The organism is Paenibacillus sp. OV219 (assembly GCF_900110075.1).
Classification (GTDB): Bacteria; Bacillota; Bacilli; order Paenibacillales; family Paenibacillaceae; genus Paenibacillus_Z.
In genome coordinates this window covers 151,032-165,752 of record NZ_FOCJ01000010.1, presented here as the reverse complement: position 1 = coordinate 165,752, position 14,721 = coordinate 151,032, and the positions used below count along the sequence as shown (strand labels likewise).

General features: G+C 51.1%; 16 protein-coding genes. 4 read left to right on the top strand and 12 right to left on the bottom strand.

Annotation, left to right across the window (positions count from 1 at the left end):
- Positions 1–172: 172 nt before the first annotated feature.
- The 3 genes from BMY11_RS22745 to BMY11_RS22735 form a co-directional block, all read right to left on the bottom strand.
- Positions 173–634 carry a hypothetical protein gene (locus BMY11_RS22745; RefSeq protein WP_090581683.1) on the bottom strand — a complete coding sequence of 154 codons (462 nt, stop codon included), beginning with the start codon at positions 632–634 and terminating at the stop codon, positions 173–175.
- Complete coding sequence (locus BMY11_RS22740) at positions 631–2,346, bottom strand: outer membrane protein assembly factor BamB family protein (RefSeq protein WP_090581681.1); 1,716 nt, start codon at positions 2,344–2,346, stop codon at positions 631–633. The genes BMY11_RS22745 and BMY11_RS22740 overlap by 4 nt, the downstream gene beginning before the upstream one ends.
- 211 nt (positions 2,347–2,557) lie before the next feature.
- Positions 2,558–3,412 carry a helix-turn-helix transcriptional regulator gene (locus BMY11_RS22735; protein ID WP_090581679.1) on the bottom strand — a complete coding sequence of 285 codons (855 nt, stop codon included), beginning with the start codon at positions 3,410–3,412 and terminating at the stop codon, positions 2,558–2,560.
- A gap of 130 nt (positions 3,413–3,542) precedes the next feature.
- On the opposite strand from BMY11_RS22735, the gene BMY11_RS22730 reads away from it, so the two are divergent.
- Complete coding sequence (locus BMY11_RS22730) at positions 3,543–4,322, top strand: phytanoyl-CoA dioxygenase family protein (protein WP_090581677.1); 780 nt, start codon at positions 3,543–3,545, stop codon at positions 4,320–4,322.
- Positions 4,323–4,756: 434 nt separating this feature from the next.
- Complete coding sequence (locus tag BMY11_RS22725; protein ID WP_090581675.1) at positions 4,757–5,155, top strand: helix-turn-helix domain-containing protein; 399 nt, start codon at positions 4,757–4,759, stop codon at positions 5,153–5,155.
- A gap of 28 nt (positions 5,156–5,183) precedes the next feature.
- Here BMY11_RS22725 and BMY11_RS22720 read toward each other — a convergent pair whose 3' ends face one another.
- Positions 5,184–6,257: a YheC/YheD family endospore coat-associated protein gene (locus BMY11_RS22720; protein ID WP_090581673.1), complete on the bottom strand. Its 1,074-nt coding sequence runs from the start codon at positions 6,255–6,257 to the stop codon at positions 5,184–5,186.
- A gap of 409 nt (positions 6,258–6,666) precedes the next feature.
- Between BMY11_RS22720 and BMY11_RS29120 the strand changes: the two genes are divergently transcribed.
- Together BMY11_RS29120 and BMY11_RS29115 are read left to right on the top strand one after the other, a co-directional pair.
- Positions 6,667–6,921 carry a hypothetical protein gene (locus BMY11_RS29120; RefSeq protein ID WP_218150212.1) on the top strand — a complete coding sequence of 85 codons (255 nt, stop codon included), beginning with the start codon at positions 6,667–6,669 and terminating at the stop codon, positions 6,919–6,921.
- A gap of 62 nt (positions 6,922–6,983) precedes the next feature.
- Entirely contained in the window at positions 6,984–7,451 is a 468-nt protein-coding gene (locus BMY11_RS29115) for a hypothetical protein (RefSeq protein WP_218150211.1), read from the top strand.
- Between the two features lie 133 nt (positions 7,452–7,584).
- Here the strand turns inward: BMY11_RS29115 and BMY11_RS22710 are convergent, their stop codons facing one another.
- The 8 genes from BMY11_RS22710 to BMY11_RS22675 all read right to left on the bottom strand — a co-directional run bounded on the left by BMY11_RS22710 (position 7,585) and on the right by BMY11_RS22675 (position 14,496).
- Positions 7,585–8,118, bottom strand: coding sequence for a GNAT family N-acetyltransferase (locus BMY11_RS22710; protein WP_177182781.1), 534 nt, complete (start codon positions 8,116–8,118; stop codon positions 7,585–7,587).
- Positions 8,119–8,136: 18 nt separating this feature from the next.
- On the bottom strand, positions 8,137–9,111 hold the full coding sequence (locus BMY11_RS22705) for an aldo/keto reductase (protein WP_177182780.1): 975 nt from the start codon (positions 9,109–9,111) through the stop codon (positions 8,137–8,139).
- A 94-nt stretch (positions 9,112–9,205) separates the two neighbouring features.
- Positions 9,206–10,084, bottom strand: a complete 879-nt coding sequence (locus BMY11_RS22700) for a fumarylacetoacetate hydrolase family protein (RefSeq protein WP_090581667.1) — start codon at positions 10,082–10,084, stop codon at positions 9,206–9,208.
- A 24-nt stretch (positions 10,085–10,108) separates the two neighbouring features.
- Positions 10,109–11,125 carry a DUF4432 family protein gene (locus tag BMY11_RS22695; protein WP_177182779.1) on the bottom strand — a complete coding sequence of 339 codons (1,017 nt, stop codon included), beginning with the start codon at positions 11,123–11,125 and terminating at the stop codon, positions 10,109–10,111.
- A gap of 14 nt (positions 11,126–11,139) precedes the next feature.
- Positions 11,140–11,466 (bottom strand): cupin domain-containing protein, encoded by a 327-nt coding sequence (locus tag BMY11_RS22690; protein WP_090581662.1) that lies wholly within the window; start codon positions 11,464–11,466, stop codon positions 11,140–11,142.
- 1 nt (position 11,467) lies between these two features.
- Entirely contained in the window at positions 11,468–12,517 is a 1,050-nt protein-coding gene (locus BMY11_RS22685) for a zinc-dependent alcohol dehydrogenase (RefSeq protein ID WP_090581660.1), read from the bottom strand.
- Positions 12,518–12,581: 64 nt separating this feature from the next.
- Positions 12,582–13,358 (bottom strand): SDR family NAD(P)-dependent oxidoreductase, encoded by a 777-nt coding sequence (locus tag BMY11_RS22680; protein ID WP_090581658.1) that lies wholly within the window; start codon positions 13,356–13,358, stop codon positions 12,582–12,584.
- Positions 13,359–13,377: 19 nt separating this feature from the next.
- The gene (locus BMY11_RS22675; RefSeq protein WP_090581656.1) at positions 13,378–14,496 is read right to left on the bottom strand and encodes a mandelate racemase/muconate lactonizing enzyme family protein; all 1,119 of its coding nucleotides are present in this window, start codon (positions 14,494–14,496) and stop codon (positions 13,378–13,380) included.
- Positions 14,497–14,721: the final 225 nt, after the last annotated feature.

The following is a 14,721-nucleotide window of genomic DNA, read 5'->3' as shown; positions in this document are numbered from 1 at the left end:
TCATGGTTATGGTTATGGATATAGGTTGCTCACTCTATTATACAAGCGGTATTTTTACATTCGTGAGGGAAAACGGTCTGATGGAGGTGGATTCCCGTCCACAAAAAAACTCCGGCTTGTTGCTCGCCGGAGCCTGAACACTTAATCGCTACTCGTTTCCATACATGCTGCATTACTCAGGTCGCTTCACTCTTTGCGCACGGAGCCTGGAAACCATCTGGTCAATATCTTGCTCATAGGACGGATCACCCTTGATGTAGAACAGAACGACATTGGCAAAATGGTACCGCTTATTCGCGATCAAATCCGCAGTAGCAGTCTTGTCATTAAACGCATTTACTCCGTCCGAAGCAGCGGCCATCGATGGATAGATGTATATAAAAACGGACGGGTCTTGCTGCTCGTTGCCAATTGTATAGATGCTCGGCGCAACTCCGTTAGAGGCTTGCGCGAATACAGAGTTCGGCGCGGCATCGTCACCCTTTTGCACCAATTGGACGCCTTGCTGATCGAATATGTCTTGAATTTCCGCTAAAGTGAAGTGCCTCTCGTTGACTTTGCTGCATCCTGGCAGTATTACGCTTACTGTCAATGCGATCAGGATGAGACCGAAAAACAGCCTGTTTCTGCTCATCCAGTTGTCACTTCCACGGTCCGTGGCCCGCCGTTCCATACGACTTTAACGCCAAGCAGGCTGCCCGCGTCGCTGATGGGAAGATATAAGCTATTGTTCAGCACGACCGGCGGGGAGACGAGCGCGACTTGCTCCTTGCCCGTGCCCGTTTCCGCGTATGGAACACCTGCTTTGATGGTGAAGGTACGGTCGCGAAGTGTAATTACGGCTTGTTTCGCTATTGCATCATAGGTGCCTGTTGCCCCGAGCTCCTCAGAGAGAAACCGAAGCGGCACAAGCATTCGATTATTGATCGTCATCATGCTTGGATTGATCGGCTTGTTCTTCCCATTAAGGCTTAGCGTAGCTACCGCTTTCTTGTACGCGCTCTCCGGGGTGCTCACACTTAGCGGCTTTGTCAGTTCCGCAGGCAGCGCGAACGCGTATAGCTTGCCTTCCGCTTGCACGAGCAGCTGGCTGCCTGACACTTGGAACTCTCCGAAGCTGCGGGCGGGCGTCTGATAGCGGAACAGCGCTTTGCCTGTAGTGACGTTCAGTGCGTAGACCTCGCCGTCTGTTTGTCCGACGAATATACCGGAGTTGATAAAATCGACTTGGCTCGCCGGATTGTCCAGTCCTTCGTAATAAACGGCGGTCTGATCGGCAAGCTTGCGCGCATGGATACCGATGTTGTCGCTGTTAAGATAGAATAGCTTGCCGTTGTACGGTCCAAAGATCCACTGCCCGTTGTCATTCAATACGGAAGGCCGGACAGTCGCTTGGTCGGCATTGAAATGATATTGGTAGAGCTCGTTATCTCTCGTTGAGACGTAGATATTATCTCCGACCATCGTCACATCATTCGGATATTGGCCTAGAGGGTCGAGTCCTTCTTTGATTGGGACGAACGACTTGCTGCTAATGATGCTGCCTGTATTCGCGTCGATTACGTCGATATCTGATACATACTTGCTGCTATCAGTCTTCGGCCAATCATCCACCATGTACAGCTTCGTCCCCTCAGCCTTCAGCAGTTGCGAATGGCTCCCGCTTAGACGCCAGATCGTTCTGCCAGTTTGGGAATCAATAGCATAGAGCGTGCCTACCGTTATCGCACCTGATTCCACTGCAGGAATGAGCAATTTATTGCCGACCTTCAGCTCAATGCTCGGCGAATTCACTTGCGTGCTGCGCCAGTTCTCTTTACCTGTTGTAAGATTCACAGAGCTGAGCCCCGTCCAAGTCGAGAGATACAAAGTCGTGCCATCAATAGAGAATGAGGTCAAGGTGCTGCCCTTCGCCAGCTGATAGACACGCTTGCCTTTGCCCGCAGCATCGACGCGGTAGATGCTGTTGTCGGTCTGTCCGCTAACATAGATGGAGCCGTTCACTACGACAGCAGAGCCGGGCTTCAGCTTGGAACCGTAGGTCCAGAGCTGTTTGCCGGTCTTCGCACTTCGCGCATGCAGTACGCCGCCCGCGACGTAATAGAGATTGCCATTTGCGACCGCCAATGCTGGCTGCTCGCGGTTCTCCGCCGTCGGCTTGTCCAGCTCCGCCGTCCAAAGCGGCTTCGCCCCAGGCACTTTATTCTCCGAGCTCAGCATCGTGTCGGTGCTATAGCTCGTATTGCTCGCCGTCTGAGCCGCCGCCCCCTGCGCCGCGCAAGTTGTAAGCAGGGCCGCCGCCAGCAGGCCGAACAGCTTATGTTTTGGTTTAAATTTATTGTTCATTGGTAAGAGAACCCCCTCTAAGAGTGGCTGGTGTTAGTATTTCACCCAGAATCACCCTCTAGACGGTGAGCAGGAGAAAAAGGTTACAGGGGGAGCTTGCGTCACAGTCCACGTTCTTTTCCCGCCCCCATTCCCGCAATACCGCGGCCACCTCTTCGCTTTCGCGTCACGGAATCTCTTCGATTTCTCGCCTTACTGCCATGGGCATTAGTCACTTACGAACGTGTTCCCTAAGTTTCGCGCGATACCGGCCAGGTGACGTTCCCGTGCATCTTTTAAACAGACTTTGAAAGTAAGTCTCGCTTTGGTAACCGACCAACCCCGCTATAGTGGCAATGGTTTCATCGGTCGTCGTTAGGTACCGTTCAGCAACCTCCATTCGGTATCGAGTGATATATTGAAAAAGAGTATGGCCTGTTTCCCTCTTGAATAGGCGGCATAAATGAAATGGACTTACATGTGCATGCCTCGCTAGTTCATGCAAAGTAATGTCGTGAATGTAGCGCTCATGAATGAGTCGCTTCGCGAGATGCACCGTTTGTGAGGCAGCAATAGCGCCGGGGCGAAAGCCGGGAGACTTAGGTTGATGAATGATGCGAACCAATTCGACGAGAAAAACCATCAATAGATGATCAGCCAGAAGATCGGAATCAGCTTCGCGCGAACGCTTGGCCTCGACCAACTCTCGCAAACGCTGCGCCAAGGAAAAATAATGTTCGCCAAGCGAAATCACCGGAGATTCATCGCGAGCAATAAAATAACCCGGGGGCAGACCGGATAGCTGGAGATCGGCTATGCCCAAATACAGCGTACGAAAAGGAAGATGGGAATGAGAACGCTCGTCGTGCCAGAGTCCTTGATTGTAAAGCATGATGGTACCGGGTCCGGCGAAGTAATGATGTCCGTCAAAAATAAACGTACCTTCGCCTTCAGTAATCAGCATCAATTCTGCTTCCTCCGGATTGTGATGTAGCGGATTAACGAATTGCTCCCCTACGGGCTTCTCTAAGGCTCCGGCATACCGCAAGCTTGGACGGCCGCCGCCCGCAAACATTGAATCGAACATTCCCCACACTCCCCGATCGAGCAATATACAATAGTTCAAAATCAATATACTACATTATCCAACTTTACGTCATGGGCTACAATTTAAGTAAACCAAATGTTTAAGAATGAAAGAAGCGGAGGCGTAAGAATTGAAAAACGCGACTATAAGCAATATCCAAGATGCTCTTCATTATTATGACGTTAACGGATCGACGTTGACGGACGAGGAGAAGCGCTCGCTCGACGAGAAAGGTTATGTTTTGTTCGAACGGTTGATCGATGCGGAGTGGTTGGGCAAGCTGCAACAACAGTATGAATACTTAATGGATCAGGAAGGGGCGAAAGCCGGTACGGAAGTTCACCAGGAGGAGGGTACCCGTAGGCTGTCGGATTTAGCGAATAAAGGGGAGGTATTTGACGGGACCTATACACATCCCAAGATACTGGCTGCCATTCACCACGTAATTGGCCGCGAATTCAAGGTCTCTGCCATGAACGGCCGCGATGCTGTTCCGGGATTCGGGCATCAGGATTTGCATGCGGATTGGGGCAGTCGGATGGACAATGAACCCAATCATGTGGCCATATCGATCTGGATGCTGGACGATTTCACGACTGAGAACGGAGCTACCCGTGTCGTGCCGGGCACACATAAACTGGCTGGAAAACCAGCCGATTATATGATGAATTTGAAAGATCCCCACTCTGACGAAATTGTGGTCACGGCTCCGGCCGGCTCGGTAATCGTGTTGAACTCGCACACGTGGCATGGGGGAACCGTCAACCATACGGATCGGACGAGACGTGCGATCCATCCTTATTATGTAGCGCGAGAATTCGAACAGCAGCAAAATATGCGAGAATACATCCGAAAAACCACGTATGACCGAATTTCTCCGGCGGCCCGTTATTTATTAGACGTCGATTAGCCGATGGATTCTCAAAGATGATTTTAGACAACCTCCATTAACATATTTGCGTTTACTAAATTGTATATAATATTATGCTTCACCAATATATGTATCAATTGTCACTCCATACAAAAAGGCATCCTTCATGCAGGCTGCCTCTTTGTATTCCTATCTGAAAACCTGAGATTATCTAAACATGTCTTGATCACGATCAAAGTACTCTTGTAATTGCCTTTCGATGTCTTCTTTACAATCCAAACAAACGGATACTGGAAATTTGTTTGAAGCCATATTTTTATACGGATGAGGATCTGCTGTAATCCATTTAAAGTCACGACAATGGGAGCAAAAAATTTTTACCGGGATTTTATCCAATTCATCACACCTGCTTACGAAAGAGTTTATCTCCATCGTAAAACTTGAAGCTAACTTCATGTCAAGGGGTGAATGCTATGGAAGGACTTAGTATTGGTCAATTAGCTGCAAAAGCAAATGTAAATGCATCGACGCTAAGATATTATGAATCCATTGGTTTACTACCTTTCCCAGAACGGAGAAACGGTCAACGCCGTTATGATGAAAGTCTGCTTGAACGGATTCATTTCATAAAAGTCGCGCAGCATACCGGATTTAACATGCAGGAAATTGCTATTTTATTAACCGGATATGAAACAGGAGATCCCCAATCCGAACAGTGGGAACAGTTGGTAAAGCAGAAACGCTGTGAGCTAGAGAACAAAACCAAACAAATCGAGCTGATGATTGAGGTTTTAGACAATTGTATAGGTCGTAAATGCATAAACTGGTCGGAATGCATGCGTAAGATTCAAACAACAGGCACGTGTTGTTAAGAATGCAACTGTTAAGTTTATCTGTGCATTACTCATAGCTTTTTGCGGAATCGTGTGTGAAACCTGAAGAATGAGAGAGGTAGTAAGCATATTCCAATGGTCTACTATAAACTAGATTTTTATGTTTTGAACTCTTCATGTCTTTGTATATACTTTTTTGAGGTTTTCCGTTCAGTTCAATTATCCACAGCTTACCTTGTTCGTCTATTGCGAAATCCACGCTCAATTCTCCCAATGAACCTATATGAGCTTCTGCTACTTGCGCAGCTGCAATGCTTACCTCATGAAGAGATTGGAAGATCTCATTGGTTTTATCCTGACTAAATATTAAGGGAATAACTTCTGCAGCATCATAGATGAATTCACACATACTCGTGTTGAAATAATGTTCATAAGCCACTCTGCATGCGAGTGTGGAAACCGTCCACGCTCCGGAAATATCTTTTTGAACAAGGACACGAATGTCAAAATATCGATGATTAAGTTTCTGGATAAATATCCCTTGCTGAACCATGTAGTTCTCTGAACCGAGAAGTTCACCTAATTTTCCCTGATAGCTTTCATTGTGTCTGCAAATATACCTCGGAGCCAAAGAGTACAAAGAAATGTTGACATCCCCATGATTCGTTTGTTCAACCCGGTATACAGACTTCCCCTTGAATCCATAAGCAGGTTTAATATATACGACATGATATTTCTCTAATAGCTCGGATACATTCGCTTGATCGTAAGAAAGAGTTTCTGGAATATACGGGTTAAGCTCTGACTGTTTGAATAGATTGTAGAGATCCCATTTACTGAAAAAGTTAATCTTGTTAAAGCATTTGTTTGTGCCAATCACGTTCTCAAGACGTTGTATCGTGATTGTTTTTTTGTTAAATGACCGATTATAAACGACTTTAGGAAAAGCGAAGGAGCTTTGTTTCCATACGCCCTTATTCAAGCTGAGTCCGTTAATACGCTGATTTTCCCAATTAATATCTGATGGAGTAAAGGCGAAGAGGTGAAGGTTCAGACGGTCATAACGCTGATAAAGCTCCAAAACACTCTTTCTATTACTTTTATTGGATACTAGAATCCCTATTAATGGCCGATCCTCCACTCTCTCCACTCCCTAGTCTTCAAACCTATAACATTCTAATCCGGGAGTAGATATTTTGATAGGGACAATCACATAATAGGAAGGAAATTTAAGTAAAAATCATCACCCATTTCCCAAACGTTTTAGGCATTTATTACCAGTTACCTTCATTTACTTGAATATAATGAAGCACTTCAACAATAAGGAGATGAATCTATGGGTAGATTTAGTGGTCCTCCAGGACCTCCGGGACCAGAAGGACCCCGAGGGCCCCGAGGACCAGCAGGACCTCCAGCAGAAGGAGCCCAATTACTTCAAGGACTTGCTGGAGCAATCGGAGAAGCTGGACCTGCTGGGCTTGCAGGAGCGCTTGGACCTGCAGGATTAGCAGGACTTGCTGGAGCAATTGGCGAGGCTGGACCTATAGGACTTGCAGGACTTGCAGGCGCACTTGGAGCAGCTGGTTTGGCAGGAGCAACAGGACCAGCAGGAGCTGCAGGAGCTGCAGGACCAGCAGGAGCTGCAGGAGCTGCAGGACCAGCAGGACCAGCAGGACCAGCAGGACCAGCAGGAGCTGCAGGAGCTGCAGGAGCTGCAGGACCAGCAGGACCAGCAGGAGCTGCAGGACCAGCAGGAGCTGCAGGACCAGCAGGACCAACAGGACCAGCAGGACCTGGGGGATTAATTCCATTTTCAACTGGGATCATTATTAGCGGTGCTACAGTCGTATCAGCTGCTCCAATTTTAATGGGTTTTGGTAATCACACGGTTGAAGTTATTGACGGTTCTGGAGAATCAACTATGCCTCCCGAAGCAGGTGGTTTTGCTTTCCCAATTCCCTTTGCAGGTACGATTCAAAACTTACAAATTAGTGCTGATCTACTGGTTGCTTCTGTGGTTTCTATAAATACACTCGGTCTTCAATATGACTTTACTGTGTTCCTCGCACCGTCAGTTCCTAATAGCGGGATTGATCACAGCTCTTCACCTTACGTGACCACTCCACTAACTAGCTCGCTAAGATTCGGATTTCCGAATAATATCATTACAGCGGGCACTTTCCGAACTGCAACGAATATAAATGTGGGATCATTAGTCGTTGCTGCGGGTGATCGTATAGGGATACGTATAAGGACGCTCCAGTCGACGGATCCCTCTGCAGCTGATATCACCCAACTTTCGTTTAGCGCCAGCCTATCTTATACTCCTTCTTAAAAGCCATCCTTCTGAATAAATCATAAACAATACCACTGAACTCCCGCTCATAGAGAAAACGGCAGCCAGTAGAGGCTGCCGTTTCTTCGTGTTTATCGAGCTATCGTTCTCCGTCGAAACGGAATCTCTTATTTTAAAGAGGTTTCTGCAAAAAGGTAACAACGTCTGAGTCTACCCTTGAATTCCCGTCAGCATCCATGCACTTCCAGCTAATCGTAAAGTCGCCGTAGCCCCAATCAACGTAACCTAGTTTCTTGTAAAGTCGGTTCGCATCCGGGTTATCGTTGCTGCTTACCTCCATGCCGATATGGGTACAACCATGCAATTTTGCCAGTCGTTCAGCTTCACGTATAATTGCTGTCGCGACCCCTTTGCGACGGTACTCGTCAATTGTCAGCCCGGCTTCAAGAAAAGCACTTCTGGATATGTCTATTCGAGAAGATACGGCTTCGTCCTGAGGCCCGCTCCACCTTACGAGAAAACCTCCGATCGGCGTTTCACGATCCCAAGCTATCAAATATACGCCTTCACCATTACTTTGAACCTGATACCTGCGATGTTGGGGGAGGGAATAGTCATCTTGTGAGAACTGCCTATGCACTAAATCGACTTGCGAGGCTTCCACAGGTTTCACTTCGATTGTAAAGGATGTTTCATAATTGCTCACGTCTGTTCCTCCTTGGATCTATTGCCCTGTTTCAAGGTAGCGAAGCTGCTCCGACGACAGCACCAAGTCGCCTGCCTGACAGCTGTCCTCCAAATAAGCAAGCTTGTTCGCGCCGATTAAAGCAACGACTGGGAAAGGCTGCGAGGTCAGGAACGCCAGCGCAATCTGCGAGCCTGTCACGCCAAGATTCGCCGCAAGCGACTGCACCCGATCAAGCCTCTTGTAGCTCTCTTCATTGGCGTACATGCTGCCCACAGAATCCGCTCGCCCGCCTTCCGGCTTCTGCGCTCTGCTATAACGACCGCTGAAGAAGCCCGATGCCTGTGAGGAATACGCGAATACAGCGATATCCGAAGAGTCGGCATACCACTGACGCTCATGCTCATCTAGCGCAATAAGATCCCCCGGAAGCACCGGATTCAGAGCTGCCAAATTCCAGTGAGGCTGGCTACCGATGAACGAAGTCAGTCCGTTCTCCCGCGCATAGCGGTTCGCAGAGTCGATCCGTTCGCTAGTCCAGTTGGAAGCGCCGATATACCGCACACGTCCCGAAGACACCTGCTCGTGCAGCGCGTCCATAATCGATTCCACGGAACGTGCCGGGTCATCCCGGTGCACCCAGTATATATCGATAACATCCGTTTGCAGCCGCTCCAAGCTTTCGTTCAGATCGCTGCGAATGGATTCGGCGTCCAGCCGCTTCTGCGAGAAGTCCGACATCGGCGGATGCGCGCCTTTGGTAGACAACAGCACGCGGTCTCGTACGCCGCGCTCCTGCAGCCAGTGACCGATCAACGTCTCGCTCGCTCCGTCGCCGCCTGGTACCCAAGCGCCATACACATGCGCCGTATCAATCAGATTGCCGCCAAGCTCTACATACCGATCAAGCAGTGCAAAAGAGGTTTCCTTATCCAAAGCTGTGCCGAAGTCCGCCGTCCCGAGCCCGATTACCGATGGTGTCAAGGATGTGCCTGTGATCGTGCAAAACCGCATGCCTCTCATCTCCTTATTTTAGCTAAAATAATAGAAAGAGCCCGAGCAACAATCCTGTATGAACGAGGACGCTAATCGGGCCTTGCTGCTACTGCTATTCCGCAACCATTCGATTTGTCAGCTTGCCAAGCTTCTCGATCTCAATTGTAACAACATCGCCATCCTTAAGATAGACTTGTTTCTCCGGTGGGTATCCCATGACGACACCTTCAGGTGTACCTGTAAGGATGACATCGCCTGGCACAAGCGTCATATGCTGCGAAATGTAGCTGACGATCTCATCCACGTGGAAAATCATATCTGACGTGTTCGAGTCCTGACGTACTTCGCCGTTCACGATCGTGCGAATCGACAGGTCGTTCGGATTGCCGACTTCATCGGCACTCACGAGGTAAGGGCCGAGCGGCGAGAAGCCGTCGCAGCTCTTGCCGAGCAGCCACTGCTGCGTGCGCATTTGCAGATCACGCGCGGACAAGTCGTTAACGTTGCAATAGCCGAACACGTAGTCCAGCGCATCTTCCTTGGACACATACTTCGCCTTTTTGCCGATTACGACAGCCAGCTCCGCCTCGTAGTCTACCTTCACGCTAACCTTCGGCAGCGCTACGTCATCTCCATTGCCGCACAACGTATTGTTAAACTTATTGAACAGAATCGGATAAGCCGGAATCGGCGAACCTGTCTCTTCCGCATGCTTACGATAATTGAGTCCGACGCAGATGATCTTATTCGGAGCAGGCACGCAGGCGCCAAGCTTCAGCTCCTCTTCCTTGCGCAGCGCTGCTGTTGGCGCGCTGACCGCGAGTGTCTGGAGCGCATCAAGCGCAGCAGCACCACCTTCAATCGCTTCGTGAATCGAGAGCGGCACCTGTGCGCCAGATTGAGCAGCAGCCGCTGCAACGTCAACGACTCCTGCGTCAGTCGCGACGCCAAGTTTGCTTGTTCCATTTTCAATAAAATTGATAAGCTTCATAATGGCTACATAACCTCCATTTATCTACAGTACCGGTACAAATGCAGTGCCTGTCACTTCGCCGTTCGCGTCAATGTTGTCTACGGAAGACAACCCTTCATAAATACTCGCGACAATACTGCAAGACACCGTTTCCCCTGGCTCTAAAATTTGATGCGTACCTCTTTCGATGCCGTCCTGCAAGCCTACCGGGTAGCCGGTGCACGGCTCCAGTACGACCGTTTGCAATTCCCGCCAGCCGCCGTAGGAAGCGAATAACCAGCAGCTTGGAAGCACCTCGTTATCATAGCTGAGGCCGAAGCCGATGCCTTCACGCGTATGCGTAAGGGCGCACCAGCCCGCCTTCATATCTGTCGCATACTGAAACTCGCTGACGCCGGAATCGGACGATAATGCGTTGCGCATATCGTGTTTCCCGCCGTTTGCGTCCTCTGCATAGGGCCATTCGTACGTGTACGAAGTCTTGCCCGTGCGAGGGGACCCGAAGCCTTCCACCATCATATTGCGTGCCGGCAGGTCAATGCGAGAATGCTCATCCGCAGTCATTGCAGCATGTAGCTTCCACAAGTAAGGCTGCGGTTTGCGGCCCAAATTCGTAATCGCATGCTGGAAATGCAGCTTCGCTTCTCCTGCCCGCAGCGTAATGCGCTTGCTTAGGCGACTCGCCGTAATCGGCGTGTCCACCCACATGTGCAAGATCACCGCTTCCGCATCGGCACGCTCAATTGCATACTGCCACCCCAGTGTCCAAATCTCTCCATGATCGGGTAGCATTTCATCATTGATCGACTCTGCAATATCGTTCGGATACAGCTCGTCCCAGCCGCCGAAGAAATGATCGTCATAATTCGTATGCAGCCCCACCTTGCGAGGCTTGATGCGCGGATGCTGCCAGAGGAAGTCCTTGCCTCTTGGCTTGAACGTGATCTGCCATATCTTCGCGCCGAGATCCGGCATGACGATGACACGCAGCTTCTCATTCTCGAGCACGACGGTGCGGATATCGTTATACGTCCAGTTCGTATCTACGGTAACTGCCACAGCGGCAACAACTCCTATTCCGTTATCGTGGCAAGCAGGTCTGCACGAAGAGGTGTGAATATTTCGATGACGACCGAATCTTCGAGCGCCGTCACTTCATGCACCGCATCGCCGGGCACGACGATCTGCTCGCCTGCGCCTGCCACGATGATTTCACCGTTCATGGTCATTGAAAGCCGGCCGCTGATGACGAACGTCAGCTGCTCATGTGGATGCGAATGCGCCGGACCGATTGAGCCCGTCTTGAACGTAATCATCATGCTCATCATGTCTTTGCCTGGCGGGAAAATTTTGCGGCTGATGCCCTCAATTGGCGAGTGCCATTCTTCGTAACGCGGCATGTCAGGCTGCACCTCCTGGGATTAACAGTACTTTGGATACGTTGCCCGGTGAGCCAAGCAGCGTCTCGAACCACTTCGCGCCTTCGCTAAGCGGTGCTTCGATGACACCTTCCGAGAGGGCAATTCGGCCCTCCTCCAGCCACTGTAGAGCCGTACGGAAGTTCATCGCGGAGTAGGCAAATGAGCCCGTCATCGTAATTTCGCTCCGAATCGCCAAGTTGATCGGCAGCGCCGATTCTTCCTCGTGCAAGCCAGTGAAGATGGTACGTCCGCCTGTCGTACAAGCCATAACGGCCTGTTTGCGCGTAAGCCCCGCGCCAACGGCATCAATGGCGACGTTCACACCTGTACCGCCGGTCAGCCGCTTCACTTCCTCAAGCGTGTCAACGGCCGATGGGCAGATCGTATGCTTCGCGCCAAGTCTACGCGCGATGGCTAAGCGGTCTTCGTTCATGTCGACCGCGATAATTTCTTTCAAGCCATATTGCAGAACGGCCTGCAGCGTGAGCAGCCCAATCGGTCCCATGCCGAGGATAAGCACCTTATCCGTCGGCTTTGCTGCTGCCAGCTCCGCCACACGCACCGCGCACGCAGTCGGCTCCGCCATTGCTGCGGTTTGCAGCGTCATGCTATCTGGCACCGCGTATACGAATGCAGCCGGAATTTTCACATATTCCGCGTTGCTGCCCGGCAATGCCGCCGAAAGCAGCTTGCGAGAGCCGCATAGCTGTTGCTTGCCCGTGAGGCACTTCTCGCAGTGTCCGCAGGTGACAAGCGGATTTGCGGTCACGCGCTGGCCGAGCTGCCATGCGCCGGAGGCTTCCACGCGACTGCCCATCGCAGCAATCGTACCCGAGAACTCATGGCCGAAGATCATCGGCGGCTTGCGCAGCGAGTTTTTGCCGAGATAGCCGCTGAGCTCAGAGCCGCAAATGCCGGTGAATGCAACGCGAATAATGACTTCGTCTTCGCCCGCGACCGGCGCGTCTACCTCTCTTATATTCATCTCTTTCGGACCTTCATAGATAAGCGCCTGCATCTGCAGCTGCATGGAATGCTGCTCCTCTCTGGATTAAAGAGGCGCTAGGCTTATAGCCCGCACCTCTCTCTTGGAATTAGAATGTGATCGACAATCCGCCGTCGACCGGAATAACTGCACCGCACATATAAGACGCATCCTCCGATGCCAGGAAAGCGATGACGCCGGCCACTTCCTCCGGCTGCCCCTGACGTCTTTGGGCGATTTTGCCGCGGGCGACATAAATATCTTGGAACCAGTCCGTCTCATGCTCCTTCACACCGTCGACCACCGACATCGGAGTCTCGATGAAGCCGAGCGCAACCGAGTTGACGCGAATGCCTACGTCGATTAGCTCCAGCGCTGTGTTCCGCGTCAGCTGGTCCATGGCTCCTTTTGCCGCGTTATAGCTCGAGGACTCTTCCAGCGCACGGCTGCTGTTGATGGAGGAAACATTGATAATGGTCCCTTGCGTACCAGTGGAAGTCATGAGCCTGGCAGCCGCTTGCGTGCAGAGAAATGTGCCGTTCACGATAATGTCGAACACTTTGCGCCAATCCTTCATGTCCGCACCGAGGAAACGCATCGGCTCGAACGTTGCCGCATTGTTCACAAGAATATCGAGTTTGCCGTAGGTTTCCTCGATCTGCGCGAACATCTCCGCAACGGATTGCTCGTCCGACACATCGCCAGCGATGAATTGCGCCTTGAAGCCTTGCGCTTGCAGCGCTGCTTCCGCCTGTTGTCCAACATCGGCGCGGCGTCCAGTGATGATGACCGTGGCTCCTTCGGATGCGAGCCTTGCTGCCGCTGCGTAGCCGACTCCAGTCGCGCCTCCTGTAATGAAGGCGACTTTTCCTTCGAAACGTTTCATATGTGCTGCGCCTCCTTAGCTAGTTGACGCGATATTTTTCCACAACCGCTTCGTCGACGGTGATGCCAAGACCCGGACGGTCTGGTACGTGCACGTATCCGTCCTTGAACGTGATCTTCTCAGATACGAGCTCGCGCGCGAGTGGCGAAGTCGAGGCCGTATGCTCGATCATGAAGCCGTTCGGAATCGAAGCTGCAAAATGTGTGCTCGCCGCAACGAGGATGCCTGTCTTAAACGCATGCGGCACCACCAGCTTATGACGCTCATGCGCCATATATGCGATCCGTTTGCCTTCGGTCAGACCGCCGCAGCGGCCAAGGTCCGGCTGCACGATGTCGTGTCCGCCCTCTTCAATGAGACGACGGAACGCGGTCACGCCGCTCTCCTGCTCGCCGCCTGCAACGCGAAGCGTCGTCCGTCTCGACAGCTCCTTGTAGTCAGCCAAGTTCTCCGGATGAAGAGGCTCTTCCAGCCAAAATACCCCATACTTCTCGTACACTTCCGCCATACGGAGAGCGCCTTTCAAATCCCATACGAGGCCGCCGTCGATCATAATATCGATGTCCGCACCAACCGTTTCGCGAATCGCGCGAACCTGCTGCTCGTCGAATTTCTCATCGCGGCCGATCGGGCCCCAGCCGAATTTCATCGCTTTGTAGCCTTCTTCCACGAACTGGCCTGCTAGGCGGACCGCTTCTTCAATCGTGTCCGGCATGAGCGAGCTGGCGTAAGCCTTCAGCTTGGAGCGGTAAGTGCCACCGAGCATCTCGGATACGGGACGGCCTGCTTTCTTGCCGGCAATATCCCATAGTGCCATGTCGATGCCGCTCATCGCGTGCATGGCTGGGCCTCCGCGACCGAAGTAGATGGTGCCACGGTACATTTTGTCCCAGAGGCGGTCAATCTCGAGCGGATTCTCGCCGATCAGCAGCGAACGAAGTCCCGTCGCAATGGAATGGGATGGAGGAGCGTCGATGCATGCTTTTGCCACGAGAGGAACAGAGTCGACCTCGCCGTAGCCGAAAATGCCCTCATCGGTATGAATGCGGATCATAAGTGTGTCTTGAGTGCCGTCGCAGCGCTCAGCATCAAGGTCGGGAATACGCAGGTAAACGGATTCAACTTCGGTAATCTTCATTAAAATCCTCCATTCGCAGATAGATGTAGGCTGGTATATGAATATATGAATGCAGTAAAACGCTTTCACTAGTTGGGTTTATTGTAATTCCGATTTTCGCATATTGTCAACAATATTTATCCTCGTTGTCAGTTGCTGATTGTTGACAAAGTACAATGTGGTGCATTTTGCAGCGATTCGGGGTATACTGGTTTTATAATGGGAAAGCGTTTACTGTTCATGTAG

Excerpts from the sequence above, each read along its gene's own strand:
- BMY11_RS22740 (WP_090581681.1), bottom strand. The coding sequence starts at position 2,346 with ATGAACAATAAATTTAAACCAAAACATAAGCTGTTCGGCCTGCTGGCG.
- BMY11_RS22735 (WP_090581679.1), bottom strand. The coding sequence starts at position 3,412 with ATGTTCGATTCAATGTTTGCGGGCGGCGGCCGTCCAAGCTTGCGGTAT.
- BMY11_RS22690 (WP_090581662.1), bottom strand. The coding sequence starts at position 11,466 with ATGCCGCGTTACGAAGAATGGCACTCGCCAATTGAGGGCATCAGCCGC.
- BMY11_RS22725 (WP_090581675.1), top strand. The coding sequence starts at position 4,757 with ATGGAAGGACTTAGTATTGGTCAATTAGCTGCAAAAGCAAATGTAAAT.
- BMY11_RS29115 (WP_218150211.1), top strand. The coding sequence starts at position 6,984 with ATGGGTTTTGGTAATCACACGGTTGAAGTTATTGACGGTTCTGGAGAA.
- BMY11_RS22705 (WP_177182780.1), bottom strand. The coding sequence starts at position 9,111 with ATGCGGTTTTGCACGATCACAGGCACATCCTTGACACCATCGGTAATC.
- BMY11_RS22675 (WP_090581656.1), bottom strand. The coding sequence starts at position 14,496 with ATGAAGATTACCGAAGTTGAATCCGTTTACCTGCGTATTCCCGACCTT.
- BMY11_RS22745 (WP_090581683.1), bottom strand. The coding sequence starts at position 634 with ATGAGCAGAAACAGGCTGTTTTTCGGTCTCATCCTGATCGCATTGACA.
- BMY11_RS22700 (WP_090581667.1), bottom strand. The coding sequence starts at position 10,084 with ATGAAGCTTATCAATTTTATTGAAAATGGAACAAGCAAACTTGGCGTC.
- BMY11_RS22685 (WP_090581660.1), bottom strand. The coding sequence starts at position 12,517 with ATGCAGCTGCAGATGCAGGCGCTTATCTATGAAGGTCCGAAAGAGATG.
- BMY11_RS22680 (WP_090581658.1), bottom strand. The coding sequence starts at position 13,358 with ATGAAACGTTTCGAAGGAAAAGTCGCCTTCATTACAGGAGGCGCGACT.